Raw genomic sequence first — 26607 nt, forward strand, 5'->3', positions numbered from 1 at the left:
AAACACCTGTCCGTTAATCGAACGAATTTTGTAAAAGTGCAGGTTATCCATTGGATAGCACAGTTTTTACCGGTTTCTAGCGAGTAAAAATGCAGGGGCATACCCTAACAGCAGATGCGCGATCCCTGCCACTAGCGGGTCGGCATCGATATCACGAGATAAAAACAATGAAAACTCAGGTTGCAATCATCGGCGCAGGTCCGTCTGGCTTGCTGCTCGGTCAGTTGCTGCACAACGCCGGCATCGACACCCTGATCGTCGAGCGCCAAACCCCGCAATACGTGCTCGGCCGGATTCGCGCCGGCGTGCTCGAACAGGGCACCGTCGACTTGCTACGCGAGGCCGGTGTCGCCGAGCGCATGGATCGCGAGGGGCTGGTGCACGATGGCGTCGAACTGCTGGTGGGCGGTCGCCGCCAGCGCCTGGACCTCAAGGCGCTGACCGGCGGCAAGACGGTCATGGTCTATGGCCAGACCGAAGTCACCCGTGACCTGATGCAAGCGCGGCAAGACTGCGGCGCGCCGATCATCTATTGCGCCAACAATGTGCAACCCCATGAGCTCAAGGGCGAAAAGCCTTACCTGACATTCGAGAAGGATGGCCAGGTGCAGCGCATCGACTGCGACTACATTGCCGGGTGCGACGGCTTTCACGGCGTCTCGCGCCAGAGCATTCCGCAGGAGGTCATCAAACAGTACGAGCGGGTCTATCCGTTCGGCTGGTTGGGGCTGTTGTCAGATACCCCGCCGGTCAATCATGAACTGATCTACGCCCACCACGAACGGGGCTTCGCCTTGTGCAGCCAGCGCTCGGCAACCCGCAGCCGCTATTACCTGCAAGTGCCGCTGGATGAGCGTGTCGAAGCGTGGAGCGATGAGCGCTTCTGGAGCGAGCTCAAGGCGCGCCTGCCGCAGGAGGTGGCAGATCGGCTAGTCACTGGGCCTGCCCTGGAAAAAAGCATCGCACCGCTGCGCAGCCTGGTGGTTGAGCCCATGCAGTATGGGCACTTGTTCCTGGTCGGCGATGCCGCGCACATCGTCCCGCCGACTGGCGCCAAAGGCCTCAACCTGGCCGCCTCGGACGTCAATTACCTGTACCGGATTCTGCTCAAGGTCTACCGCGAGGGGCGTACCGATCTGCTGGAGCAATACTCGCCGCTGGCCTTGCGCCGGGTATGGAAGGGCGAGCGCTTCAGCTGGTTCATGACCCAACTGCTGCATGATTTTGGCGAGCACAAGGATGACTGGGACCGCAAGATGCAGGAGGCGGATCGCGAGTACTTCCTCAATTCGCCGGCGGGGCTGGTGAATATTGCCGAGAACTATGTGGGGTTGCCGTATGAGACGGTGGAGTGAGGTTGCTCGGACCTCATCTCCGGGCGAGCCCGTTCCTGCAGGCACAGGGTTATCCCTTTAGGATTGGGCTTGCCCGGCAGAGGGTCTGCAGAGCTGGCGCAGCGCTTATTTCGAGAGCAGCTGGACCATGTCCTGATAACCGCGCTGGCGCGCATGCTCCAGGGCGCTAACGCCGTCCTTGTCAGCAATCGTCGGATCAGCACCGGCTTGTAGCAGCCGCCGTACGATCTCCACATGGCGCGGCCCGCCATCGCCGAGGATTACCGCCTCCAGCAGGGCGGTCCAGTGCAGGCGATTGAGGTGATTCACATCCACCCCGGCATCGATCAGCATCTGCACGGTTTCAACATGGCCGCGCTCAGCCGCAGGGATCAAGGCGGTACCGTCATAGCGGTTGGTGCTCTTGAGGTCGGCGCCATGTTCGAGGGTCAGGCGCAGGATGTCGTTGAGCCCACGCGCCCCGGCGTACAGGTAGGGGGTGTCGTGGATATTGTCTTTGGCATTCACATCGGCGCCGGCCGCGATCAGTACCTGCGCCGCTTGCAGTTGATTGGCCTGGGTCGCGACCAGCAGCGCAGTGCGGCCCTGCGCGTCCCTGGCCTCCAACGGCGCACCCTGATCCAGCAGGCGCTGCACGGTTAGCCCATCGCCCCGGTGGGCAGCGTCGATCAAAGAGTCGGTCATCGTAGTCTCGGCATTAGCGGTTAAGTTGCAGCAGCTAAGCAGCATCAGCAGTGCAGCGCAGGGTAGACGCATGCGGCGGCTCCTGTTCAATGAATGTCCATCGTAGAAAAACCGCGTCAGGGGTTGAAGTGATTTATCTGGATGGCATGCAGTGCCATTGTGAATAGGGCGCTGATTGCGCTGGTCGGCAGCGGGTGAGCGTGTTAGAACTCACGCTTGTCATTTACAAGTTGAATAGCGCGATGCCTGTTAGCGTTAAATCGAATAGAGCCCTGTTCGACCTCGACCTGCTGCGGGCCATTGTCGTGGTGGCCGATTGCGGCAGCTTCACCACGGCAGCGGCAAGGCTGCACTCGACCCAGTCGACCATCAGCCAAAAAGTACGCCGGTTGGAAGAGATGGTCGGCCATCGTCTGCTGGTACGCGGCAACCGTGACGTACTGCCCACCGACGCCGGTCAGACCCTGCTTGGCTACGCCCGGCACATGCTGGCGTTGAACGATCAGATGCTCGAGGCCCTGGCCGGCGCCATGGTCGGTATGACTGTGCGCCTGGGGGTTCCGGAAGACTTCGTCGGCGGCCGCACCACCAACGCCTTGTCGGCCTTCAGCCGCCAGCATCCGCAGGTCAAGCTGGAAGTCACCAGCGGGCTGTGTCGCGACCTCAGCCAGGCCTACGACAATGGTGAGCTCGACCTGGTGCTGCTCAAGCAGCGACGCAACAGTCGTGAAGGCGTGGCGTGCTGGCCGGAGCGTTTGCAGTGGATCGACAGTGCGCGCCTGCCTGCCTTCGATCTGGATCCCATACCGTTGGTGACCTTCCCACCCCGTGGCCTGTACCGCGACGATATGATCAGCGCCATCGAGGGCATCGGCCGGCGCTGGCGCATCAGCTTTACCAGCTCCAGCCTCAGCGGCATTCAGGCGGCGGTGGCCGATGGCATGGGCGTCAGCCTGCTACCGCCGCGCGCGGCCACTGCTGGACATCGGGTGCTCGGCGCGGTGCAGGGGTTGCCTGAGGTCGACAGCTACGAGATCGTCATCGTGCACCGGCCCACGGCGGACGTGATGGTCAAGGCCCTGGCCGAGGTGCTTACGGAGTTACTGGCAATGCAGGCAATCTGAAGTTGGCGTTCTATTGATAGGACGAACAGTGCTGTATTGGCCATCTACCGCTCTATTAGCACTATAGGTAAGGTTATACCCAGCCGAGAGAGGAGACATCTCATGAAAAAGATTCTGGGTATCCACCAAAACCCCAATGCCCACTGGGTAGGCGACGGTTTCCCGGTGCGCAGCCTGTTCACCTACGACCACCTGGCCAGCAAGATCAGCCCGTTCCTGCTGCTCGACTACGCCGGGCCCCATGACTTCACCCCGACCAACGCCCGTCGCGGGGTTGGCCAGCACCCGCATCGGGGCTTCGAGACGGTGACTATCGTCTATCAAGGCGAATTGGAGCACCGCGACTCCACCGGCGCCGGTGGCCTGATCGGGCCGGGCGATGTGCAGTGGATGACCGCCGCCAACGGCATCATCCATGAGGAGTTCCATTCTCCGGCCTTTGCTCGCAGCGGCGGCGCCCTGGAAATGGTGCAGTTGTGGGTCAACCTGCCAGCCAAGGACAAACGTGCCGCGGCGGGCTACCAGACCCTGCTGTCGACGGATATCCCGGTGGTCGCGCTGGCCAACGATGGCGGTACTTTGCGTGTGATTGCCGGTCATTACCAAGGCCATGCAGGCCCGGCGCGGACCTTTACCGCGATGGACGTCTGGGACATGCAGCTCAAGGCAGGTGCCGAACTGCAATTGCCCGTGGCAGAGGGCCGTAACGCCGCATTGGTAGTGCTGCGCGGCAGTGTCCGGGTCAATGACGAGCGCGATGCAGGCCCTGCCAGCCTGGTGTTGCTGGATCGCTCGGGTGAACAGGTGCACGTGCAAGCGCTGGACGACGCCGTGGTGCTGCTGCTCAGCGGCGAGCCGATCGATGAGCCAATTGTCGGATACGGCCCGTTCGTGATGAACAGCCAGGCAGAAATCGCCGAGTCATTCGATGATTTCCATGCAGGGCGTTTCGGCCTGATGGCCGATGCAGGAGAGGGGGCGCCGCATTGATCACCCGCTTGTCCCGCTTGCAGGCCGTGCGCCGTAGCGTACGGCCCAAGGGCGGGGCTTGCCTGTGGCTGCGTTACCGCGCCCCTTACGACTGGCCGGCAATGTTGGCCTTCTTGGCTGCGCGTTGCATTCCCGGGATCGAGCGCTGCCAAGGTGAGGTGTACCGGCGCAGCTTCGAGTGGTGCGGGCGCCCGGGGACAGTGCAGGTGTCGCCGGCGAACGGCGCGCAGCTGCGGGTGGAATTGTCCGGTGTTGCCCCTGGCGCTGTAGCTGCGCTGGTCGCGCGCCTGCGCCGGGTGTTCGATCTGGACGCAGAGCCTGCGCGAATCCAGGCCGAACTGGGGCGCGATGCGCTGATGGCCCAATTGTTGGCCCGCCGCCCTGGCCTGCGCGTCGCGCAGGGTTGGGACGGATTCGAACAAGCCATGCGCACGGTACTGGGTCAGCAAGTCACGGTCGCCGCCGCCATGACCCTGGCCGGTCGCCTGGTACAGCGCCATGGTCAACCGCTGGCGTTGGCGGCAGCCGGGCTGAGCCATGTCTTCCCTCGTGCAAGCGCAATCGCTGGCCAGACGCTGGAGGGCCTGGGCATGCCGCGTGCTCGCGCAGTCACACTGACCACCTTGGCCAACGCCTTGTTGGCCATCCCTGATTTACTCGATCCTGGCCAGGCATCACATACCGCGCTTGAGCGCCTGCTCAAGCTCAAAGGTATCGGCCCATGGAGCGCGCAGTACCTTGCGCTGCGCCAACTGGGTGACGCCGATGCGTTACCGCTGGGTGATGTGGCGTTGATCAAGGCGTTGCAGGTGTTGGAAGGCGTGGAGGCAGATTTGGCCCACCGCGCTCAGGCCTGGCGACCGTGGCGAGCCTATGCGGCGCAGCATTTGTGGACTTCATTAAGTGATCTGCGACCGCCCGTCGCGTCACAGGCGCAGTAGAACGAACGGTCGCCGCCGGGTGGAGATCTTCCACTAAGGTGCTAGAGGATTGCTTGCGCTGGGATTGTTCTGGCAAATGGACGGCCGCTTGAACATGCGCACTATCAATTGGCGTCTCGCCCGCTGACGGCGTAATTAAACATAACAGGCCATCCGATGAAGAGAGGGTCGTACCATGTCGTTGATTGGTGTTTCGATGCTGGAAATGCGTCAGATCATTGAGCAAGCCTGCCTGCCAGACCGTTGTGAAGTCAGTTGCCCCGATGGCGCCCACCTGACCATTCGGCTCGGTGACGGGCAGAGTCTTGAGGATTGCGTGACCCTCACCGATGTGCCGGTCGCAAACCTCAATAGTTGTCGTGATCTGGTAGGGCTAGTGGCACAGCTTCGCGCTGAGCAGCGCCTGGCCCATCATGTCACAGCGGCCAGGGCCATCGCCTGAGCGCTGTCGGTTGCCCCGGTCAGCCAAGGCTGGCCGGGCGCACATATTCAGGCATCAAGGTGTTGAACCAGAACAGGATCATCGACACCAGGATGGTCACCATCAGCAATAGGCCCACTCCCCACACGCAGGTGGCGAACAGCATGGCTTGCTCCTTGCGCAAGCGCAGAAACGTCTGCAGCCCCCCATACAGCAATACGGTGGCGTAGGCCGATGCCGCTGCCAGCGCGGCGACAGCCAGCCAGCGCATGGGGACCAAGCCCACCACACCGGCAACAAACCATGGCGTGGCGCAATACGCAGCAAAGCCGATGCACTGATTGAGCGTTGGCTGGGCATCGAAGCCGCGTGACATCCAGCGGATCATTACGCCCATGATCATCACGCCGACCACGGTGGTGGCATAAAGCAAACCGCTCAGCTGAGCGGCACTGGCCATGCTCAAGCGCACCCGCTCTTCACTGGCCAGGCTCCAGCCGAACTGGGTGGTGCCGACGAACAGGCATAACGCGGGGATCAGCGCCATCGCCAACAGGCGAGGCAGGTATTGCTGCGGATGGGCTTCCTCGGCATGGCGGATATCCAGCCAGGCGTCAGCGGGGTGAATGAAGAGCTTGAGCAACGGACTGTTCATGGCGATCTCCTCAAGGCTTTCGCGCTAGGACAAGCGGATCCTCTTTCAATGGAGAAGCGCGGTGGCGGCTGGGTTCAGCTTAATTGCCTGCCACTGATCGCCTTATTGCAGTTCAAGCAGCAGGTTCAACCCGCCATCGCCACAACGGCCATGATCGCGTACCACGCCACGGTAGCTGCGACCATCCCAGGTGAATGCCACGCTGTGGGCGCGGTCGAGCTTGGCGGGTAACGGCGGTGACACATGCAAGCGCAACGCTGGGCAGCCTTGCAGGTTGATGGCGGCCAACTGCACATGGCATTCGACACGTTGGGCCACCGGGCCGAACAGGGTGTCGCGGACAAAGTCCAGCTCAAGGCATGCACTGGAAGCGCGATAGGTACTCTTCATAGCGCTTCGAGAGATAGAAAAGTCATAAAGAGGCTCCTGGCGAAAGATGACGAGCATCAATCTTTTGAAGCCACGCCGGTAAAGTCGTTCCAAACATTTCACCAACGGTCATCCAAGCGTTCGCGCTCAGGGTTGGCGCTCGGCGACGGCGCGCAGGGTGCGCAAGGTCACCAGTGGCGCATCGACCACGAACCGATTGGCCAGCCAGCCCGGCACATCGCCGGCGGGGTCGGCCTGCAACTGATAGGTGACCTCGGTCTCGCGCTCGCCCAGTGGACGCATGATCCATTCACCCTGCAGCCGGCGCACGCGGATCAAGCCTTGCACCGGGGGCAGCTTGCTCGGCTCTGCGCTTAAATGGCGCACCAGCGTGCCGTCGTCCAGGCGCTCGCTGCGCACCTTGAGGACGATGTCGCGGGGTTGCGCTGGCCAGGGCAGGTCGGTCGTGAGGTAGACCCAGGTGCTGTCGCCGTCGACTTGCAACAGGCGCATCTGGGCGCAGGCATACAACCATTTGCAGGCTACCCGCAGGTTTTCCTGCAGATCTACCAGCGTACGCACGCTGGCCTTGATTCGGGTGACGCCGCGAAACTGTTGATAGGCGGAACTGGGCACGGCGCTCAGGTAGACATCGATGCCGTCTTGTTGGTGCGCCAGGCGCCAATCATCGGCATGAACGTTGAGCGGGAGCAGGAATAACAAAGCGACCAGCAGGCGGGGGCGGGGCATGGTCGTGGGCCGCTGTTGAGGGTATCGATTTCAAGTATGGCCAAAAACTTCGAAGGGGTGACAGATATTGGGGCCGCAGCGCAGCCCCAATATTCTCAGCCTGAACTCAACGCTTTGGGTTGAGGGTCAGGTGCACGTGACGGTTAACGTCCTTGTACAGCAGGTAGCTGAACGGACCTGGACCGCCGGAGTAGCACGCTTGCGGGCAGAAGGCGCGCAGCCACATGAAGTCACCGGCTTCAACCTCGACCCAGTCCTGGTTCAGGCGATACACCGCCTTGCCTTCCAGTACGTACAGGCCGTGTTCCATGACGTGGGTCTCAGCGAACGGAATCACACCGCCTGGCTGGAAGGTCACGATGTTGACGTGCATGTCGTGGCGCATGTCGGCCATGTCGACGAAGCGGGTGGTTTTCCACGCGCCTTCGGTGCCCGGCATCTCGATCACCTGGGCCTTGTCGCGGTGGGTGACGAAGGATTCTGGCAGGTCCAGGCCTTCGACCTTCTGGTAGTGCTTGCGCAGCCAGTGGAAGGTCACATTGGCCTTGCTGTGGTTGCGCAGACTCCACTCGGCGCCCGGGGCGATGAACGCATAGCCGCCTGGGGCCAGGGTGTGGGGCTTGCCTTCCAGGGTGATGTCGATCTCACCCTCGACCACGAACAGTACCGCTTCGGCGTTCGGGTCCAGCTCTGGGCGCTCGCTGCCGCCTTCTGGCGCGACTTCGACGATGTACTGCGAGAAGGTCTCGGCAAAACCGGTCAGCGGACGGGCGATGACCCACATGCGCATCTTGTCCCAGAACGGCAGGTGGCTGGTGACGATGTCACGCATCACGCCCTTGGGGATGACGGCATAGGCTTCGGTGAACATGGCACGGTCAGTCAGCAGCTCGGTTTGAGCGGGGTGCCCACCGTGAGGGGCGAAGTAGGAGTGATTCGACATGGACAGTCTCGACTTGTTGTTCTCTCCCCGTGCCGGAAACCGCACCGGCCGGTGCGCCGCAGGGGATGCACGGACAGGATAGGGTCCGTGCACTGCCATCCACAAATTAAATGTTGAAATACCCGGTATTTGATTACTGAATGCTGACGTTGCGCCCCGCATGCTGCTCCGGCAGGCGGTCGCCCTGGCCGAACAGCTTGTGGCGCAAGCTGCCGTCTTGATAGGCAAGAGGATAGCGACCACGGCGCTGCAACTCGGGCACCAGCAGCTCGACCACGTTGTGCAGATCGTCCGGTTGCACCGCGTAGGTCAGGTTGAAGCCGTCGATGCCAGTCTCATCCAGCCACACCTCGAGTTGATCGGCAACTTCGCTGGCACTGCCCACTAACACCGGGCCGCGTCCGCCCAAGCCAATGAACTCAGCAGCCTCGCGCACCGTCCAGCGGCGGTTCGGGTCGGCTGCGGTGAAGGCGGCCAGGGCCGCCAGGCCGGCATCATTTTCGACGTACTCGATCAGTGCATCCGGGTCGAGCCCGGCGAAGTCGATGCCGGTCCAGCCAGACAGCAGGGCCAGCGCGGCGTCGAGGTCGACATAGCGCCGGTACTCGGCAAAACGTGCCTGGGCCTGTTCGCGGCTGTGGCCGACGATCAGCAGCGCTTGGGCGTAGATCAATACCTCGTCGCGACCACGGCCAGCCGCGGCGCTGGCTTGGCGCACGCCGTCGGCGTAGCGGCGCAGCACCGTCGGCGACGGGCCGCTGATGAACACGCACTCGGCATGTTGCGCGGCAAACGCCTGACCGCGTGCCGAGGCGCCGGCCTGGAACAGCACCGGGGTGCGCTGTGGTGAGGGCTGGCACAGGTGCATGCCGGGGACCTGAAAGTGCTGGCCATGATGGCCGATGGGGTGTACGCGGGACGGATCGATGTAGCGCCCGCTGTCCCGCTCAAGCAGTACCGCGTCGTCGTCCCAGCTTTTCTCCCACAGTTTGTACAGCACTTGCAGGTACTCATCGGCCAGGTCGTAACGCTGGTCGTGGCCCAGCTGGCGGTCCAACCCCAGGTTGCGCGCGGCGCTGTCCAGGTAGCCGGTGACGATGTTCCAACCGACTCGGCCGTTGCTCAGATGATCGAGGGTCGACATGCGCCGGGCGAAGGGGTAGGGGTGTTCGTAGGTCAGCGAGAATGTCACGCCAAAGCCCAAGTGCTCGGTGACCCCGGCCATGGCCGGGACCAGCAGCAGCGGATCATTCACCGGCACCTGCACGCCACCGCGCAGGGCCGCCTCTGGACCGCCCTGATAGACGTCGTAGATACCCAGTACGTCAGCGATGAACAGCGCATCGAACAGGCCGCGCTCCAGCAGGCGAGCAAGGTCGGTCCAGTAGTCCAGGCGATTGAACTGCACGCTGGTATTGCGTGGGTGGCGCCACAAGCCTGGCGACTGGTGGCTGGCGGCGTTCATGCTGAAGGCGTTGAAACGGATCGGGCGTGACATCCAGGTCTCCTTGGCGTCAGGGCAGCACGGCGGTTGGATAGACCGCGTCAGCCACGCTGAGCTTGTGCGGGATCAGGCCCAGGCCCTGGAAGGTGTCGGCCAGCTTTTGCTGCTCGGCGACGATCTGCGGGGTGATCGCTACCGCGTTGTAGTTGCGCCGTTCGCTGGCCACTTCCAGCACGTTGGCGCTGATGCCCAGTTGCGGTGCCAGCAGGCTAGCCACCTCGGCAGGCTTGGCATTGGCCCACTGGCTGACTTTGGCCAGCTCGCTGAAGAAGGTCTTGAGCAGCTCGCGGTGTTGGTCAGCAAAAGCTGCTGTGGAGAGATAGAAGGTGCGGTTGTTGCTCAGGCCACTGCCATCACGCAGGTTCTTCAGGCCCGGTTGCTGCTCGGCGGCGGCCAGGAACGGATCCCACAGGGTCGAGGCTTGTACGCTGCCCGACTGCAGGGCGGCGACGGCGTCGGCGGCATTGTTGACGTAGGCTGGGGTGATGTCCTGGTAGCTCAGGCCGGCTTGCTGCAGGGCCACGGCCAGCAGGTATTGGGCGTTCCAGCCACGACCGGTGGCGACGCGCTTACCTTTGAGGTCTTGCACGCTGGCGATGTGGTCCTGCTCGCGCACCACCAAGCCGATGCCGCGCGGGTAGGGTTGTTCGGCGGCCAGGTAGACCACCGGCTTGCCTGCGGCCTGGGCGAACACCGAGGGTGCATCGGCCGCGTGGCCAAGGTCGATGGCGCCGGTACTCAGCGCTTCGAGCAGTTGCGGGCCGGCGGCAAATTCATGCCAGCTGACCTTGACGCCTTGCGGCGCGAGGGCCTTTTCCAGGGCACCGCTGCCCTTGAGGATATTGATGCTGTTGAATTTCTGGTAGCCGATGCGCAGGGTCTTGGCGTCGTCGGCAACCGCACTGGACCAGGGCAGCAGGGCGCTGGCAACGCTGGCCAGCAGGCCGCCGAGCAACAGGCGGCGCAGGGGGGAGAAGGCACGGGTAGGCACGGGATGGGCTCCTGATCAGGCGCTGGAAAGATGACCTGAGAGTAAGGAGCAGGCTTGAGGCTTTCAATTTTTTAATTCCATTTGGTTAGAATGTTTTGTTCTTTTTATATCCTTTTGTGGTATGGCCAGGAGTGGTCTGGCCAGGCCATTGCGTGAACGCCGCTCGGGCGGCGCTAGATTGGCACAACACTGGAGAACGCAGCCGGCAACGCTTTCACGACATTTTTTTCACATCCCCTTGCTAGCATCGCCTGCTCTCAGAGGAGTCGACTGGATGTTGCAGGTGTTGCGCAAGCGCGGTGTACGAATCACCTTGGGTGCCACGGCTGCGGTCGTGGTCAGCGCGCTGGGCTTTTTCGCCTGGCAGGGTTTCTACCCGGTGCAAGCGACCACGGGCTGGCAGGTGAGCGTGCTGCACACCTCGGTGGCCAAGGCCGCCTCACTGCTACCGCAAGCCGATGGCAGCCTGCTGGTCAGTCGCGAGCTCGACGATGGGCGCGGCAGCATCCTCAAGATCACCGCCCAGGGTGACCGGGTGGTGGTGGTCGACGGCCTGTCCAAGCCCGATGGCATGGTGGCCGTCGAAGGCGGCTGGGTATTCAGCCAGGAAGGTGGCAAGGCGCCGGTCAGCCTGCAGCGTGACGGCAAGATCACCCCGTTGTTCGAAGGCGAGAGCGTGCAGGGCTTGTGGAACGATGGCGATTACCTCTACGCCATCGAGGACCGTCGCGGCAATGGCCGGCTGATGCGCTACGACTGGCACAGCGGCCAGCTCGATGTGCTGCGCTCAGGCCTGACCGAGACCGAGGGTCTGACCCGTTGCCATGATGGTCGGCTGCTCTACACCCAGAAGGGTGAGGGCAAGGTTCGCGCACTCAGTGATGACGGCAACGACCCGGTCGTGGTGCAAGGCCTGCGCAATCCGACCTTTCTCATGTGCGACCAGCGCGGCCTGTGGATCAGCGAAGACTCCACCCACCGCGCCCGCTTGCTGCTGATCGATGCCCAAGGCCAGCGCCAGACCATGCTGTCGTTCCTCAAGGCGCCGCAGGCGATCGTCGCCGACGGCAAGGGCGGTTATCTGCTGGCCGAAGGCGGGCGTAATCGCGTGTTGCACCTGCTGCCGCCTGCTGAGCAGACGCTTGCTCAAGTCACAGGCAAACAGCCGGCTGCCGACTGACATCAGTCCATTGGCCCAGCTACCATCAGCAGCGACTGTGGCACGGCGCTCTGTGGATGCTGCGGCTCGTCCAGACTGACCAGCCTCAACCCCGCCATTTCCAAAGCCCGCAACCAACTCGATAACGTGCGAAAGTACCAGGGCATCGGCTGCCACTGCCCTTGGAATCCGGCAAATGACTCTTCCCGCCAGCCGTCCTGGTAATCGCCATTGGCGACCGCCCAAGGATGCAAGGTCTGGATCACTAGCACCCCGCCAGGCCTGAGCAGAGTGCTGACGGCTGTCAGCAGGGGAATGATGTCCTGCTGCAGTAGGGCAAAGTTGGCGCAGATCAAGTCGTACGCTGTGCCGACATCCACCTGGGCCTCGGCCAACTGCTCGTAACTGCCCAGGTGCACGTGCGTCGAGCCCGCCGCCCTAGCGGCCTGCACCAGCGTTGTATCACCATCCACGCCAACGGCGGCAATGCCGCGCTCAGCCAGGGCGCGCAACAACCAGCCTTCGCCGCAGCCCAAGTCCAGCACCCGCTCAGGTTGCTGGCCAAGCACGGCGAGCAGGATCGCCTGGTCGGTGACCTGGCGGCGGCTTTCGATCGCACCGCTGCGAATGGCCTCGATCCAGGCTTGGGCATTATGCTGCCAGCTTTGCAGCAGCGCGTCGTCGGCTGAGGGCATCTGCAGCTCCGCAGTTGAGGGGTAACGGCAAGCATAGGCGTTTGCCTGGCGGCGAGCACTGGCAGGCGCACGGCGGTATACTCGCGCCCCGTTTCACTGTTATCCGAGTATGCCGATGGGTCTTTCTGCAACTGCCTCACCTGTACCGCGCCGCCTAGGCGCCCCCTTGGTCGCCCTGGCTTTGCTAGTGGCCGGTGCCTGGTTCGTCAATCTCAACGCCGGCTTCAAGCAGGTGTTGCTGCTGATCGTTGGCGCTGCACTGGGGCTGACGCTCTATCACGCCGCTTTTGGTTTCACCTCAGCCTGGCGGGTGTTCATCAACGAACGTCGTGGGGCAGGCCTGCGCGCGCAGATGATCATGCTGGCTTTGGCCGTGCTGCTGTTCTTCCCGGCACTGTCGGCTGGCAGCCTGTTCGGCAGTCCGGTCACGGGCCTGGTCGCCCCGGCAGGCGTGTCGGTGGTGTTCGGTGCGTTCATCTTCGGCATTGGCATGCAGCTTGGCGGTGGTTGTGCCTCCGGGACGCTGTTCACGGTCGGCGGCGGTAACGCGCGGATGCTGGTGACACTGCTGTTCTTCATCATCGGCTCGGTCACTGCAACCCATCATGCCGACTGGTGGTTTGCCTTGCCGTCATTCCCGGCGACCTCGATTGTCCAGGCCTGGGGCGTGACCCCGGCGCTGCTGGCGAGCCTGGCAGTATTTGCCCTGATTGCCTGGGTCACTGTGCTGCTGGAAAAACGCCGCCATGGCCAGCTTGAAGCGCCAGTTGCCAGTGCGCATCAGGGCCTGGGGCGCTTTGTGCGCGGGCCTTGGCCTTTGCTCTGGGGCGCTGTCGCCCTGGCGCTGCTGAACTACGCCACCTTGGCCCTGGCGGGTCGTCCATGGGGTATCACTTCGGCCTTCGCACTGTGGGGCGCCAAGACCCTCAGCGGCCTGGGTGTGGATGTCGGCAGTTGGGTGTTCTGGCAGGCGCCGGCCAATGCCAAGGCGCTGGCAGCGCCCTTGTGGCAGGACATCACCACGGTGATGGATATCGGCATCGTGCTCGGCGCGCTGCTGGCGGCGGGTCTGGCCGGTCGTTTTGCGCCAAGCTTGAAGATCCCGCTGCCTTCGCTGATTGCGGCGGTGATCGGCGGCCTGCTGCTGGGCTATGGTTCGCGCCTGGCCTACGGCTGCAACATTGGCGCCTATTTCAGTGGTATCGCCTCGGGCAGCGTACATGGCTGGTTGTGGTTGGTTGCGGCGTACGCGGGCAACCTGATCGGCGTGCGCCTGCGGCCGATGTTCTTTGCTGGCGAACGCCGCGCCCCCGCCTTGAGCGGCTGCTAAGGCGCATCACTCCCGGCGCGCTGGCTTCAACGCCAGCGCCACGCCGCCGAGCACCACCAGTGAGGTCAGGCTCAAGCGCCAGGACAACGGCTCGCCCAGCAGCATGACCCCACCCAGCGCCGCAATGACCGGCACGCTCAGTTGCAGCGTCGCGGCTTGCTGGGCGCTGAGGTATTTCACCACCCCATACCACAAGCTATAGCCAGCACCGGATGCCAGTACCCCGGAGCCGAGCGCGTAGAGCACGCCTTCGCTGCTCAGCTGTGCTCGTGCGCCGCTGAAGATTAGGCCCAGCCCCAGCGCCAGCAGCAGTGGCAAGCTGCGCAGGAAGTTACCGGCAGTATCTGCCAGCGGGTCAGCCGATCCCTTGCCCATCACTGAATAAGCGCCCCACGCCACACCCGCCACCAGCATGATCAGGGCGCTAGCCAGTGGCGGCGCATCGGCGCCGGGTAGCAGCAGGGCAATCAGCCCAGTAAAGGCGATCAGCATGCCCAGCAGCACCCGCCGCTGCAGCGACTCACCCCTGACCAGGCCATAGGCGAACATGCTCACCTGCACCGCGCCGAACAGGATCAACGCCCCGACCCCTGCGCCCAATTGCAGGTAGGCGAGGGAAAACAGCCAAGCGTAGGCGAACAACGCCAGGCTCGCCGCCCAACTGCCGCGCGGCGCCCGTCTACCCTGGCTGAACCACAGCACACCGGCGAGAAAGACCGCACCGCTACCCAGTCGTAGCGCGGTAAAGCTATTGGCATCTATCGAGCCATCGCGCAGGGCCAGGCGGCAAAACAAGGAGTTGGCAGCGAACGCCAGCAGGCTGAGCACGGTGGGCAGCAACAGCGAATGGCCAGGCAAGCGGGCGCTACAGGCTTTGTTGGTATTCATGGTCACCTGGAGAGGGGCCTGAAGGCTCGCTGCGCGAGCCTGTCGTCAGGTTGGTCGTAGGCGCAGTTTCGACAGGTTGCAGGTTTGCTGCAACGCTACTTTCGGCCCAGATTGCTGCGCTGGGTGCAGAAATCATCTGCGCTGGGCATGATTGTTCGATGTACAGAAGGTAATTAGCCTGGATGGGTCTTTTACTTGTTCAGGAATGGATCATGGCCACACGCATCGTACTCAGCGAAACCGGCAGCGCTCAGGTAATGCAGCTGGAGACTGTTCAGGCACTGCCCCCAGGGCTTGGGCAGGTCTGGTTGGAGCAGACGGCCATTGGCGTAAACCCACTCGACGTGCTGCAGCGCAAGGGCGGCGCACCACTGCCTTTGCCCAGCGGATTGGGGTTGGAGGGTGCCGGGCGGGTGACGGCAGTCGGTGAGGGGGTCGACAGCGTGCAAGTGGGCGATCGAGTGGCCTACGCCACCGGTCCTGTCGGCGGCTATGCCAGCGGCCGGTTGTATCCCGCCGAGCGCCTGATCAAGCTGCCGCCTGCGGTGAGCGACGAGGACGCAGCGGCGCTGCTGTTCAAAGGCATAACCGCGCAGTACCTGCTCAAGACTACCTATCCGGTCGGTCCTGGCAGTAACGTCTTGATCTACGGCGCTGGCGGCGGCGTCGGCCAGATCATGGTGTCTTGGGCCAAGCATTTGGGGGCTTTGGTGATTGGCGTGGTGTCCAAGGCGCAGAGCGTCGAGCGCGCCCGCGCGGCGGGCTGTGATCATGTACTGGTCTTCGATGCCGCAACGTTGGCCACGCAGGTCAAAGAGCTCACCAACGGGCTAGGTGTCGATGTGGTCTACGACGGTGTCGGCAAGGTGTCGCTGCAAGCTTCTCTGGACAGTCTGCGCGTGCGCGGTTTGTTGGTGTCTTTCGGCGCCACCTCTGGGGCACCTGCAGCCATCGACGTCGCCACCCTCAATGGCAAAGGCTCACTGTACCTGACCCGGCCGTCGCTGGCCGCGCACACCCGCAGCACCGAGGAGTACCAGCAGCGCGCTGGCGATGTGCTGGCCGCGCTTGCCAGCGGTATCATTCAGCCGCGGATCTGGCGCCGTTATCCGCTGGCCGATGTTGCCAGCGCCCATGCCGACCTGGAACAGGGTCGCGCGCAGGGAGCGCTGATCCTGACCCCTTGATAGCTGCCAACGAGCCTTGCCATGGATCCATTCGACAGTCGCCGCGCCGATGAGCTTGCCACCTTGCTGGCCTTGCATGAGCAGGGATCGTTCGCCGCCGCAGGCCGGCAACTGCAACGCCACCCCTCGGTGCTGTCACGCCGCCTGGGCGCCTTGGAGCAGCGCCTGGGGATCCGTCTGGTCGAGCGCACCACGCGGCAGTTGCGCTTCACCGATGAGGGCGAGCGGCTGGTTGAGCGCTTGCGCCTGGCCGGTCGCCTGATCGACGAAGCCGAACAGCAGGCCTCGCAAGGGGCAGCTATTGTGCGCGGGCGTCTGCGTCTGGCGTTGCCCGCCGCGATGGGGCGGCGTTGGTTGAGTGGGTTAATGGCGGAGTTTGTCCTGGCCCATCCGCAGGTCACCCTGGAGATAGAGTATGCCGACCGCTTCGTCGATCTGGTCGCCGAGGGGTTCGATGGGGCCATTCGCATTGGTGAGCTGGCTGACAATCGACTGGTCGCCAACAAGCTGTGCGATCACCTGCGTATCCTGTGTGCTGCACCCGCTTATCTGGCCAAGCATCCACAGCCGCAACAACCGGCTGATTTGAGCGCGCACAATTGTCTGGGTTTCAGTGGCTTGCGCTCGTTTCCTGAATGGCATCTGACGGCCGGTGTGCGGCAGGAGAGTGTCAAGATCAGCGGCTCGCTGCGCGGTAACGACAACGAGGCCCTACTGGAGGCGGCACGGCGCGGTGTAGGCATCATCGCTGGGGGCGACTGGTTAATGGTCGAGGATCTGGCAGCTGGCAGGTTGGTCAGGGTATTGCCGCAGTGGCAGTTGGATGTCGCTGCCGGGATTTACTTCGTGCGGCCCTCGGCGCGCTTGAATAGCGCTGCCCTCGGCGCGTTCAAGGATTGGCTGCAGACGTGTTTCAAGCATGGGCCGCCCTGGCAGCAAGCCTGAGTTAACAAAATAGATTAGAAATAATCTGTATCAGTATGAAAGATATAGATATTTTACTTAGCATTCAGTGCGGGATCTCTTCGCGGTCGGAGATAACCGCCGCGAAGAAAGCGATACTGAATTATCTTCCAATCGATATTAGAAAGATTGGTTAACTGGCTGATATTTATAGACTAACGTCTCGCAACAGCATGCTGAACGCACTGCTCATAGTACGTCTGCTTGATAGCCGCGGGTTTGAGGCGCGATTGGCTGTTGTAGGTCTGCTCGGTAATGCCAAAGGCAGTCATGCGCATCCACGGCTTGGGGAATTTGCGCGCCTGTAAACGTTTGCGGGTCGCATACAGGTTGACCCCGGAGAGCTTGGCCTGCTGGGCCTCGGCGGCGATCTGCGAACCCCAGCCACAGACGTGCCGATCATTCTGGCTCAGGGCCCGGGCCTGAGCGGTAAAGGCCATGCAGGCCAGCAGGCAGCCGGCCATGGTTGCTAGAAATACCCGCATGATGCTGTCCTAAGCTTATGAAGGAAAAGGGAGTTTGCCTTCGCTTCAAAAACTTGGGGGCCAGCAATTTGCCGTCAGATGATCGCCATGCGCAGCGGATTGCAGCGGGTGCTGCGCAGGCTGTACAGCGCCAGGATGGCAATCCAGATGACCGACACGCCGTAGTTGAGCCTTTGGTACAGGCCGAACCATTCGCCGCTATGCGCCGCCTGGGCCATGAGTATCACGCTGACGATCGCCAGCACTGTGCAGGCCAGTGACCACCAGGCGAGGCTGGCAGAGCCGGCCACTCGTTTGCCCAGCCAGCTCCACAGCAGGCTGGCCAGGGTCAGTGAAAGGAACATCAGCAGCCCGCTCAGGTTGTGCATCTGCTGCGAGAACGAGGGTTGCGCCGGGGCGCAGCCTTGGTCACAAGCAAACCAGCCGGTGCCGATACTGCCCAACGCATGCACCAGCACCAGCAAAGCACTCAGGCGTGCCCAATTCGACTGCCGCCAGCGGCGTGCCAACCCCCAGGCGAACAGGGCGAACAATCCGCCGAGGGGGAAGTTGTTCAGCAGCGCAGACCATCCCTGGGTCGGTGCGCCAACCGCACCCAGTTGGCTCATGGCCTGATGCAGGTGGCTGTAGTCAGGGTAGCTTGCCGCGGTCAGGGTCACGCCCATCAGCAGCCAGGCGGGGATCAACAGGCCGCAGCCCAGTAACAGTCGGTCGAGGGTGATCATGCTGTACTTCCTTCCATGGAGTAGACGCGCTCAAACCCGCACGTTACCGCCGTTGCAGGGTGATTGGCCAGCGCTCAGTGCCCGGCGCAGAGCATCACCAGCAGGACTGTGCCTAGCAGCACCAGGTAGGCTCTGGCGTGCAGGCTGTCGGCGATGCGCCCCACTAGCGGCGAAGCCAGCTGCATGCCCAGCCATGCGCCGAGCGCCAGGGCGGCCGCCGCGTACAGGTCGATCAAGCCAACAAATCCGCTGCCCAATGGCTCACCGGTTGAAGGCAGCATGGTGTATACCAGCGACGCGCTCAGCGCCATGGGCAGCGACAACGGATTGGCCATGGCCGTAGCAGTGAGCATACTTGCGCCACGCCTGCGCATCAGCGGTACGGTCATGACGCTGCCGCCCACTCCCAGCAGTGCTGCCAGCGCGCCAATTGGCAGCCCGACCAGGGCCGAGCCTGCCCGGCTCATTGGGCGCAGAACGGCGCCGGCGTCGCTGACAAAGCCTGGGCGCAGCCAACTATCGAGCAACGTCAGCACCAGGTAGCCGATGAACAGCCACCGCAGCCAGGTGCCGTCCAGCTGCAGCGCTGCATAGGCGCCAACTATCGCGCCCAAGGCGATGGCCGGTGCCAGTTGGCCAATCAGATCCCAGCGCAGGCTGCCCGAGCGGTGATGGCGCCAGGTGGCCAGGGCACTGCTGAAGATCATCACCGCAGCCGAGGTGGCCACGGCAATCTGCATCGCCTGTTGGCCGATGGGGGCATCTGCTCCATGGCCGGCGATCAGCAGCGCATACAGCAGCGGCACGGCGAAGAAACCGCCACCGAAGCCGAACAACAGCGTGGTCATGCCGGCGGCGACGCCGAGAATGCTTAAAAGTGGGTAAAGCATCGTGCTGCCTCTGCAGGTGATAGGACGCACGCAGAGTAGGCAGGTTACGCTTGGCCGACATACGTGAATTGGCCAATAATCATCGTGTTCAGGCCAAGGCTGTGCAGCATGCGTAATACCCCGTTGTCCCAGGTCGATAGCATTCCCAGGCCAGTACTGGCCATCGGCACCGACTACCCGCCGGGCACTTTGCTCGAGGCGCATAGCCATCGCCGGGCGCAGTTTCTGTATGGCATGAGTGGGCTGATGGAGGTGTTGACCGACGATGGTGCCTGGGTGATCCCGCCCTATAACGGCGTATGGATCCCGCCTGGCAAGCGCCATCAGGTGAAGATGCAGGGGGTAAGCACGCGCAGTGTGTACATCGAGCCGCAAGCGCTGCCGCGTGTCGATGCGCGCTGCCAGGCTTTGCTGGTCAGCCCATTGCTGCATGAGCTGCTGCTGGCCAGTGCCGATGTGCCCGCGCTGTATGAGCCGCATGGGCGCGATGGGCTGTTAGTGGCGTTGATTTTCGAGGAGTTGCGTCGGGCGCCGAGCCTGCCGCTGTATGCGCCGATGCCGGTCGAGCCGGCACTGGCTGCACTGTGCCAAGGCTTTTTGCAGGCACCGAATATCCATCAGACCGCTGAGCACTGGGCGCAGCAATTGAACAAGAGCACGCGCAGCTTCAATCGACAGTTTCGGCAGATGACCGGCTTGTCGTTTGGCCAGTGGCGGCAGCAGGCCTGCCTGATGGCGGCGGTGACACGCCTGGCCGGCGGTGAGGGAGTGACGCGGATCGCCCTGGACTTGGGATATGACAGCCCCAGTGCGTTTTCCAGCATGTTCCGCAGGGTGCTGGGCGAGGCGCCTTCGCGTTTTGCCCCTGGAGGGGCGCAACCTGCAGTGCGCAGGGTTGAGCGAAAACCGTAAGGGATGTATGTGATCGTACAACTGCTTGCGCTATGATGACGCTGGTCTTTCAAGGTGAAATACACGGCATGACAGAGCAGCAGGTACAGGCAAGGACCCGGCGCAAGCCGCGCAGTCTGGCCCAGGAACTGGTCACGGTGCTGACCGAACGGATCCGCAGTGGTCAGCTCAAGCGCGGCGACAAGCTGCCGACCGAGTCGCAGATCATGGCCGAGGAGGGCGTCAGCCGCACGGTGGTGCGTGAGGCCATCTCGCGGTTGCAGGCAGCAGGCCAGGTGGAGACCCGCCACGGCATCGGCACCTTCGTGCTGGATGCGCCGGCGGGTAGCGGTTTTCGCATCGATCCGGCAACTGTGGTCACCCTGCGTGAGGTGCTGGCGGTGCTCGAGTTGCGTATCGCGCTTGAGATCGAGTCAGCCGGGCTTGCCGCGCAGCGGCGCGATGACCAGCAGTTGGCCGGGATGCGTGCGGCGTTGGATGAGATCAACGAAAGCGCCGCGCATGCCTCCGATGCCGTATCAGCGGACTTCCAGTTTCACCTGCGCATCGCCCAGGCCAGTGGTAATCACTACTTTGCCGACATCATCAATCACCTGGGCACCAGCATCATTCCGCGCACCCGGCTCAATTCGGCACGGATTGCCCATGATGACCAGGCGCACTACATGAGCCGCCTGCGTCACGAGCATGAAGCGATCTATGAGGCGATTGCCCGGCGCGATAGCGAAGGGGCGAAGATGGCGATGCGCATGCACCTGTCCAACAGCCGGGAGCGCTTGCGCCAGGCCCATGAAGCGGCAGAGGCGCAAGGGGTCTAATCGACCTTGCGCTTGCCCGCAGCCTGTTGCTGGACCTGTATGAGGGGCTTGCCCCGCGATGAGGCCATAACCGACAGATAAAAAATGCCCCGCACTATGCGGGGCATGGCCTATTTCAAACAGGTCACAGCGAACCTTCGCTCCACTGCCCATTGACCAACCGGCGCAGCCCCAGCGGGTTGTTATCCTTGAGCGCCTCAGGCAGCAGCGCCTGCGGGTAGTTCTGGTAGCACACCGGCCGCAGGAAACGGTCGATCGCCAAGGTGCCCACCGAGGTGCCGCGGGCATCGGAGGTGGCTGGGTACGGCCCGCCATGAACCATGGCGTCGCACACTTCCACACCCGTCGGATAGCCATTGACCAGAATCCGGCCAACTTTTTCCTCCAGCAGCGGCACCAGCCAGGCGAACGCCTCGAAGTCTTCCGCTTCACCAATCAAGGTGGCGGTGAGCTGACCGCGCAGGCCCAGCAAGGCCGCGCGCAGTTGTGCCTGGTCCTTGACTTCGACCGCCACAGTAGCCGGCCCGAACACTTCTTCCTGCAGCAGCGGGTCGGCATCGACCAGCAGGCTGGCATCGGCCTTGAACAGCTGCGCACGCGCTTGTGCACCTTGTTGAGGCTGGCCCGCCAGGTGCTCGATGCCTGCATGAGCGTGCAGGTGCTCAAGGCCGGCGACGTAACTGCGTAGGCCACCGGCGTTGAGCAGGGTTTGCCCGGCCTGGGCATCCAGGGCTTGGCCGACATTGCTCAGCAGGCTGCTGAACTCGGCCGATTGCAGGCCGATCACCATCCCTGGGTTGGTGCAGAACTGGCCGGCGCCAAGGCATACCGAACCTGCCAGTTCGCGGGCGATGGTTTCGCCGCGCTTGGCCAGCGCGCCGGGCAGGACGATCACTGGGTTGATGCTCGACATCTCGGCGAACACCGGGATCGGCTGCGGGCGTTCGGCGGCCATGCGGCACAGCGCGTCGCCACCCTTGAGCGAGCCGGTGAAGCCCACCGCCTGGATCGCCGGGTGCTTGACCAGCCACTCGCCGACACCGCCGCCGAAGACCATGTTGAACACGCCCTTGGGCATGCCCGTGCGCTCGGCGGCGCGAATGATGGCGCAGCCGACCAGATCGGCAGTGGCCATATGGCCGCTATGTGCCTTGAACACCACCGGGCAGCCAGCGGCGAGGGCGGCAGCGGTGTCACCGCCCGCGGTGGAGAAGGCCAGCGGGAAGTTGCTGGCGCCGAACACCGCGACCGGGCCAACGCCAATGCGCATCTGGCGCAGGTCGACCCGTGGCAGCGGTTGACGCTCAGGCAACGCCTGGTCGATGCGAGCGCCTAGGAAGTCACCACGGCGCAGCACCTGCGCGAACAAGCGCATCTGCCCGCTGGTGCGGCCACGTTCGCCCTGAATGCGCGCAGCAGGCAGGGCGGTCTCGCGGCAGACGATGGCGACGAAGCTGTCGTCCAGTTCATCCAGCTCGGCGGCGATGGCCTCGAGGAACTCGGCGCGGCGGGCCGGGGAAAGCTGGCGGAAATCGGCAAAAGCGCCAGCGGCGGCGCGGGCGGCCTGGTCCACTTCAGCCTCAGTGGCTTGGACGAAGCTATAGGGCAGGGCTTCGCCGGAGGTGGCATCGAGGCTTTGCAAGCGTTGGCTGCCGGCGGCGCTGCGCTGGCCGGCGATGAAGTTATGGCCAAGAATCTCAGGCATGGGGTGCTCCTTTTGGAGGAATGGAAGACTGAAGGACGGCGAAGCCATCAAGTGATCGGCGCCGGGTTGAACAAGGTGATGTCGTTGTGCAGCCTGTGCTGCTCAGCCCAGGTCTGTTTGCGGCCACTGGCGACGTCCAGGTAGTAGTGGAACAGCTCCCAGCCCAGCTCCTCGATGCTCGAACGGCCGCTGGCGATGCGCCCGGCGTCGATGTCGATCAAGTCCGGCCAGCGCTGGGCCAGTTCGCTGCGGGTGCACACCTTGACCACCGGCGCCATGGCCAGGCCATACGGCGTGCCACGGCCGGTGGTGAATACGTGCAGGTTCATCCCCGCCGCCAGTTGCAAGGTGCCGCAGACAAAATCGCTGGCCGGGGTAGCACAGAAGATCAGGCCCTTGCGCTCGACTCGCTCGCCAGGGCCGAGCACGCCCTGGATGGCGCCGCTGCCAGACTTGACGATCGAGCCGAGCGATTTCTCGACGATATTGGACAGGCCGCCTTTCTTGTTGCCAGGCGTAGTGTTGGCGCTGCGGTCGGCCGCACCTTGTTGCAGGTAGCGGTCGTACCAGTCCATCTCGCGTATCAGGGCCTGGGCGACGTCCTGGTTTTCGGCGCGCGAGGTGAGCATGTAGATGGCATCGCGCACTTCGGTCACTTCCGAGAACAGCACGGTAGCGCCGGCCCGCACCAGCAAGTCGGCGGCGTAGCCCAGTGCCGGGTTGGCGGTAATGCCGGAGAATGCGTCACTGCCCCCGCACTGCATGCCAAGGATCAGCTCGCTGGCCGGCACCGTCTCGCGGCGGCGCTGGTCGAGTTTTTTCAGGCGGGTTTCGGCCAGCTCCATGATCTGCTCGATCATTTCGCTGAAGCCAAGGCTGGCATCCTGCAGGCGATACAGCCACGGCTCGCTGAGGTCCACCGACGGGTCGTTGTCGTGCATCACCTGGCCGGCTTGCAGCTTCTCGCAGCCCAGGCTGATCACCAGCGCTTCGCCGCCCAGGTTAGGGTTGCGCGCCAGGTTGCGCACGGTGCGAATCGGGATGTAGGCGTCGCGGGCGTTGATTGCCACGCCGCAGCCATAGCTGTGGGTGAGGGCGACCACGTCATCGACGTTGGGGTATTGCGGCAGTAACTCGGCGCGGATGCGCTTGACCGCGTGCTCCAGCACGCCGGTCACGCACTGCACGGTGGTGGTGATGCCGAGGATGTTGCGGGTGCCGACGGTGCCGTCGGCGTTGCGGTAGCCTTCGAAGGTGAAACCCTCCAGAGGCGGCAGGGGCGCAGGGACGGCATCGCAGCGCGCCAGGCTGTCCAATTCCGGTGCCGACGGCATGGCCAGCTGGCTTTCCTGGACCCAACTGCCCTGGCGCAGGTCTTCCAGGGCATAACCGATGATTTGCCCGTAGCGGCGCACCGGCTCGCCTTTGCCGATCAGCACGGTGGCGACCTTGTGGCTTTGCGGTACGGCTTCGACCAGGGTCAGGCCATCGGGGAAGCGGGCGCCTTCGCCCAGGCCGCCGTCGTTGACCACCACCACGACGTTATCGTCGTCGTGCAGGCGGACGTAGCGGGGCGAGTCGGAGTGTTCGATCAACTGCATGTTCAGGCCCTACTGGTAGGTTCTCAGGCTTTTGTACATCCGCCCGCAGCGGTACCCCGGTGCGGGCGTGTCCACTCAGTGACGCGAGCTTGCCAGTTCGCCATTGGCGGCTGGCTCAGGCTGTGACTGGGGGGTGTTTTCGCGCAGCTCGATACGCTTGATCGGGCCGACGATCACCAGGTAGCTGAACACCGCCACCAAGGCGTTGGCGCCCACATACACCAAGGCCCACTTGAACGAGCCGGTGGCGCTGATGATGTAGCCGATGACGATCGGCGTGGTGATCGAGGCGATGTTGCCGAAGGTGTTGAACAGGCCACCGGAAAGACCTGCGATCTGCTTGGGTGAGGTATCGGCCACCACCGCCCAGCCCAGGGCACCGATGCCCTTGCCGAAGAACGCCAGGGTCATGAAGCCGACCACCATCCATTCCGCTTCGACGTAGTTGCAAAAGACCATGGTGGTCGACAGCAGCAGGCCGCAGACGATCGGCAGTTTGCGCGAGAAGGTCAGCGAATTGCCGCGGCGCAGCAGCCAGTCCGACAGCACGCCACCCAGCACACCACCGATGAAGCCGCAGATGGCCGGCAAGGAGGCGATGAAGCCGGCCTTGAGGATGGTCATGCCGCGCTCCTGCACCAGGTACACCGGGAACCAGGTCAGGAAGAAGTAGGTGATGGCGTTGATGCAGTACTGGCCCAGGTAGACGCCCAGCAGCATGCGACTGGTCAGCAGTTGCTTGATGTAGCCCCATTTCGGGCCATCGTTGCCGCGTTTCTGGTCCATGTCGACCAGCCCGCCGTTTTGCTCGATGTGCTCAAGCTCGCTCTGGCTGATGCGCGGGTGCTGGCGTGGGTTATAGATGGTCTTCAACCAGACCGCGGAGAACACGATCCCCAGTGCGCCCATGACGACGAATACATGTTCCCAGCCGAAGCTGAACACGATCCAACCCATGATTGGCGCGAACAGTGCGGTAGCGAAGTACTGCGCCGAGTTGAAGATTGCCGAGGCAGTCCCGCGTTCGGCCGTCGGGAACCAGGCGGCAACGATGCGCGCGTTGCCGGGGAACGACGGCGCTTCAGCGAAACCGACCAGAAAGCGCAGTGTGAACAGGGTCACCACCGCCCAGGCTACCGGCAGGCCGCCGACAAAACCTTGCAGCAGGGTGAACAGCGACCAGGTGAAGATACTGAACGCGTAGACGTTCTTCGAGCCGAACCGATCGAGCAGCCAGCCACCGGGGATCTGGCCTGCGACGTAGGCCCAGCCGAACGCCGAGAAGATGTAGCCGAGGGTGACGGCATCGATGCCGAGGTCTTTTTGCAGGCTGGAGCCGGCGATGGCGATGGTGGCTCGGTCTGCATAGTTGATCGTGGTCACCAGGAACAGCATGAACAGGATCAGGTAGCGCACATGCGTCTTTTTAGTCGCTTGCATGCTGGGTACTCCCACTAGTTATTTTTGTGCGGGCTAACGAGTTGTAACCGGAGCCAGGCATCGCCTGGCTCCGGTGTGCGGCATTGGCAGGCCGCGGGGGTGGTGCTTACTGCGGACCCATCTTGTCCATCAGCGCGGCGAGCATTTCGTACTCTTCGCCAGTCAGGTCGGTCAGCGGCGTGCGTACTGGGCCTGCGTCGTAACCGGCGAGCTTGGCGCCGGCCTTGACGATGCTCACGGCGTAACCGGCTTTGCGGTTGCGGATGTCCAGGTACGGCAGGAAGAAATCGTCGATCAGCTTGGCCACGGTGGCGTGATCGTCACGGGCGATGGCGTGGTAGAAGTCCATCGCGGTCTTGGGCACGAAGTTGAACACCGCCGAGGAGTACACCGGTACACCCAGGGCTTTATAGGCGGCAGCATACACCTCAGCGGTCGGCAGACCACCCAGGTAGCTGAAGCGGTCGCCCAGGCGGCGACGAATCGACACCATCAGCTCGATATCGCCCAGGCCATCCTTGTAGCCGATCAGGTTCGGGCAGCGCTCGGCCAGTTGCTCGAGCAGGCTGGCGTTGAGGCGGCAGACGTTGCGGTTGTACACCACCACGCCAATCTTGACCGATTTGCACACCGCTTCGACGTGAGCGGCGACGCCATCCTGGCTGGCCTCGGTGAGGTAGTGCGGCAGCAGCAGCAGGCCTTTGGCGCCAAGCCGTTCGGCTTCCTGGGCGTATTCGATGGCCTGGCGGGTGGAGCCACCGACGCCGGCCAGGATCGGTACCGAGCGCTCGCAGGTATCGACTGCGGTCTTGATCACTTGGCTGTACTCGCTGGCAGCCAGGGAGAAGAACTCACCCGTCCCGCCGGCGGCGAACAGGGCGCTGGCGCCATAGGGGGCGAGCCATTCCAGGCGCTTGATGTAGCCGGCCTGGTGGAAGTCGCCCTGGGCGTTGAAGTCGGTCACCGGGAACGACAGCAGGCCGTGGGAGAGGATGGATTGCAGTTCTTGTGGATTCATTGTTGTTGGCATCCTATGGCGCTTGGGGTGAAGGTGATGTGCTGCGATGGAGGTAAGTTATCGT

27 protein-coding genes are annotated in these 26607 nt (G+C 63.3%); 11 read left to right on the forward strand and 16 right to left on the reverse strand.

Translation table 11 applies throughout. The features are described from left to right. The first annotated feature begins 167 nt into the window (after window positions 1-167). Window positions 168-1355 carry a 4-hydroxybenzoate 3-monooxygenase gene (gene pobA / locus ACF8K2_RS25635; RefSeq protein WP_392468698.1) on the forward strand — a complete coding sequence of 396 codons (1188 nt, stop codon included), beginning with the start codon at window positions 168-170 and terminating at the stop codon, window positions 1353-1355. Between the two features lie 105 nt (window positions 1356-1460). Here pobA and ACF8K2_RS25640 read toward each other — a convergent pair whose 3' ends face one another. Continuing rightward, window positions 1461-2111 carry an ankyrin repeat domain-containing protein gene (locus ACF8K2_RS25640; RefSeq protein ID WP_392468700.1) on the reverse strand — a complete coding sequence of 217 codons (651 nt, stop codon included), beginning with the start codon at window positions 2109-2111 and terminating at the stop codon, window positions 1461-1463. 170 nt (window positions 2112-2281) lie between these two features. Between ACF8K2_RS25640 and ACF8K2_RS25645 the strand changes: the two genes are divergently transcribed. The 4 genes from ACF8K2_RS25645 to ACF8K2_RS25660 all read left to right on the forward strand — a co-directional run bounded on the left by ACF8K2_RS25645 (window position 2282) and on the right by ACF8K2_RS25660 (window position 5536). Further along, window positions 2282-3163 (forward strand): LysR substrate-binding domain-containing protein, encoded by an 882-nt coding sequence (locus ACF8K2_RS25645; RefSeq protein WP_392468703.1) that lies wholly within the window; start codon window positions 2282-2284, stop codon window positions 3161-3163. A 102-nt stretch (window positions 3164-3265) separates the two neighbouring features. Further along, on the forward strand, window positions 3266-4153 hold the full coding sequence (locus ACF8K2_RS25650) for a pirin family protein (RefSeq protein WP_392468704.1): 888 nt from the start codon (window positions 3266-3268) through the stop codon (window positions 4151-4153). Window positions 4154-4254: 101 nt separating this feature from the next. After that, entirely contained in the window at window positions 4255-5094 is an 840-nt protein-coding gene (locus ACF8K2_RS25655) for a DNA-3-methyladenine glycosylase family protein (protein WP_392468756.1), read from the forward strand. Window positions 5095-5269: 175 nt separating this feature from the next. Then, window positions 5270-5536 carry a DUF1652 domain-containing protein gene (locus tag ACF8K2_RS25660; protein ID WP_186557041.1) on the forward strand — a complete coding sequence of 89 codons (267 nt, stop codon included), beginning with the start codon at window positions 5270-5272 and terminating at the stop codon, window positions 5534-5536. A gap of 19 nt (window positions 5537-5555) precedes the next feature. Here ACF8K2_RS25660 and ACF8K2_RS25665 read toward each other — a convergent pair whose 3' ends face one another. The 6 genes from ACF8K2_RS25665 to ACF8K2_RS25690 form a co-directional block, all read right to left on the reverse strand. After that, window positions 5556-6170 (reverse strand): Yip1 family protein, encoded by a 615-nt coding sequence (locus ACF8K2_RS25665; RefSeq protein ID WP_392468706.1) that lies wholly within the window; start codon window positions 6168-6170, stop codon window positions 5556-5558. Between the two features lie 102 nt (window positions 6171-6272). Then, window positions 6273-6560, reverse strand: a complete 288-nt coding sequence (locus ACF8K2_RS25670) for a hypothetical protein (RefSeq protein WP_264232541.1) — start codon at window positions 6558-6560, stop codon at window positions 6273-6275. 126 nt (window positions 6561-6686) lie between these two features. Then, window positions 6687-7289 (reverse strand): START domain-containing protein, encoded by a 603-nt coding sequence (locus ACF8K2_RS25675; RefSeq protein WP_392468708.1) that lies wholly within the window; start codon window positions 7287-7289, stop codon window positions 6687-6689. 106 nt (window positions 7290-7395) lie between these two features. Further along, window positions 7396-8232, reverse strand: coding sequence for a bifunctional allantoicase/(S)-ureidoglycine aminohydrolase (locus tag ACF8K2_RS25680; protein ID WP_186557047.1), 837 nt, complete (start codon window positions 8230-8232; stop codon window positions 7396-7398). Window positions 8233-8365: 133 nt separating this feature from the next. Next, window positions 8366-9730, reverse strand: coding sequence for an LLM class flavin-dependent oxidoreductase (locus ACF8K2_RS25685; protein ID WP_392468711.1), 1365 nt, complete (start codon window positions 9728-9730; stop codon window positions 8366-8368). A gap of 16 nt (window positions 9731-9746) precedes the next feature. Then, a complete protein-coding gene (locus ACF8K2_RS25690) occupies window positions 9747-10727 on the reverse strand; it encodes an aliphatic sulfonate ABC transporter substrate-binding protein (RefSeq protein ID WP_186557051.1) in 981 nt (326 codons plus the stop codon). 274 nt (window positions 10728-11001) lie between these two features. On the opposite strand from ACF8K2_RS25690, the gene ACF8K2_RS25695 reads away from it, so the two are divergent. Continuing rightward, a complete protein-coding gene (locus tag ACF8K2_RS25695) occupies window positions 11002-11907 on the forward strand; it encodes a hypothetical protein (RefSeq protein ID WP_392468715.1) in 906 nt (301 codons plus the stop codon). 2 nt (window positions 11908-11909) lie between these two features. On the opposite strand, the gene ACF8K2_RS25700 is transcribed toward ACF8K2_RS25695, so the two are convergent. After that, window positions 11910-12581, reverse strand: coding sequence for a class I SAM-dependent methyltransferase (locus ACF8K2_RS25700; protein WP_392468716.1), 672 nt, complete (start codon window positions 12579-12581; stop codon window positions 11910-11912). Between the two features lie 115 nt (window positions 12582-12696). On the opposite strand from ACF8K2_RS25700, the gene ACF8K2_RS25705 reads away from it, so the two are divergent. Next, a complete protein-coding gene (locus tag ACF8K2_RS25705; RefSeq protein WP_392468717.1) occupies window positions 12697-13911 on the forward strand; it encodes a YeeE/YedE family protein in 1215 nt (404 codons plus the stop codon). 6 nt (window positions 13912-13917) lie between these two features. On the opposite strand, the gene ACF8K2_RS25710 is transcribed toward ACF8K2_RS25705, so the two are convergent. Next, window positions 13918-14799 (reverse strand): DMT family transporter, encoded by an 882-nt coding sequence (locus tag ACF8K2_RS25710; RefSeq protein ID WP_392468719.1) that lies wholly within the window; start codon window positions 14797-14799, stop codon window positions 13918-13920. Between the two features lie 212 nt (window positions 14800-15011). On the opposite strand from ACF8K2_RS25710, the gene ACF8K2_RS25715 reads away from it, so the two are divergent. Further along, window positions 15012-15986, forward strand: a complete 975-nt coding sequence (locus ACF8K2_RS25715) for a quinone oxidoreductase family protein (protein ID WP_392468721.1) — start codon at window positions 15012-15014, stop codon at window positions 15984-15986. A gap of 21 nt (window positions 15987-16007) precedes the next feature. Beyond that, complete coding sequence (locus ACF8K2_RS25720) at window positions 16008-16931, forward strand: LysR family transcriptional regulator (protein ID WP_264232554.1); 924 nt, start codon at window positions 16008-16010, stop codon at window positions 16929-16931. A 173-nt stretch (window positions 16932-17104) separates the two neighbouring features. Here ACF8K2_RS25720 and ACF8K2_RS25725 read toward each other — a convergent pair whose 3' ends face one another. The 3 genes from ACF8K2_RS25725 to ACF8K2_RS25735 all read right to left on the reverse strand — a co-directional run bounded on the left by ACF8K2_RS25725 (window position 17105) and on the right by ACF8K2_RS25735 (window position 19049). Beyond that, window positions 17105-17434 carry a hypothetical protein gene (locus ACF8K2_RS25725; protein ID WP_392468723.1) on the reverse strand — a complete coding sequence of 110 codons (330 nt, stop codon included), beginning with the start codon at window positions 17432-17434 and terminating at the stop codon, window positions 17105-17107. Between the two features lie 74 nt (window positions 17435-17508). Next, a complete protein-coding gene (locus ACF8K2_RS25730; RefSeq protein ID WP_392468726.1) occupies window positions 17509-18159 on the reverse strand; it encodes a DUF998 domain-containing protein in 651 nt (216 codons plus the stop codon). A gap of 74 nt (window positions 18160-18233) precedes the next feature. Further along, window positions 18234-19049: a sulfite exporter TauE/SafE family protein gene (locus ACF8K2_RS25735; RefSeq protein WP_186557061.1), complete on the reverse strand. Its 816-nt coding sequence runs from the start codon at window positions 19047-19049 to the stop codon at window positions 18234-18236. Between the two features lie 108 nt (window positions 19050-19157). On the opposite strand from ACF8K2_RS25735, the gene ACF8K2_RS25740 reads away from it, so the two are divergent. Then, entirely contained in the window at window positions 19158-19961 is an 804-nt protein-coding gene (locus ACF8K2_RS25740; protein ID WP_392468728.1) for an AraC family transcriptional regulator, read from the forward strand. 68 nt (window positions 19962-20029) lie between these two features. Beyond that, window positions 20030-20779, forward strand: a complete 750-nt coding sequence (locus ACF8K2_RS25745; RefSeq protein ID WP_186557065.1) for a FadR/GntR family transcriptional regulator — start codon at window positions 20030-20032, stop codon at window positions 20777-20779. Window positions 20780-20903: 124 nt separating this feature from the next. On the opposite strand, the gene ACF8K2_RS25750 is transcribed toward ACF8K2_RS25745, so the two are convergent. From ACF8K2_RS25750 to kdgD, 4 genes are all read right to left on the reverse strand, one after another. Then, on the reverse strand, window positions 20904-22484 hold the full coding sequence (locus ACF8K2_RS25750) for an aldehyde dehydrogenase (NADP(+)) (protein ID WP_392468731.1): 1581 nt from the start codon (window positions 22482-22484) through the stop codon (window positions 20904-20906). A gap of 47 nt (window positions 22485-22531) precedes the next feature. Next, complete coding sequence (garD, locus tag ACF8K2_RS25755; RefSeq protein WP_392468733.1) at window positions 22532-24085, reverse strand: galactarate dehydratase; 1554 nt, start codon at window positions 24083-24085, stop codon at window positions 22532-22534. A 75-nt stretch (window positions 24086-24160) separates the two neighbouring features. Beyond that, complete coding sequence (locus tag ACF8K2_RS25760) at window positions 24161-25525, reverse strand: MFS transporter (protein WP_186557069.1); 1365 nt, start codon at window positions 25523-25525, stop codon at window positions 24161-24163. A gap of 106 nt (window positions 25526-25631) precedes the next feature. After that, window positions 25632-26543, reverse strand: coding sequence for a 5-dehydro-4-deoxyglucarate dehydratase (gene kdgD, locus ACF8K2_RS25765; RefSeq protein ID WP_392468737.1), 912 nt, complete (start codon window positions 26541-26543; stop codon window positions 25632-25634). Window positions 26544-26607 lie beyond the last annotated feature (64 nt).

Source organism: Pseudomonas sp. xss_2 (genome assembly GCF_043104195.1).
GTDB lineage: Bacteria > Pseudomonadota > Gammaproteobacteria > Pseudomonadales > Pseudomonadaceae > Aquipseudomonas > Aquipseudomonas urmiensis.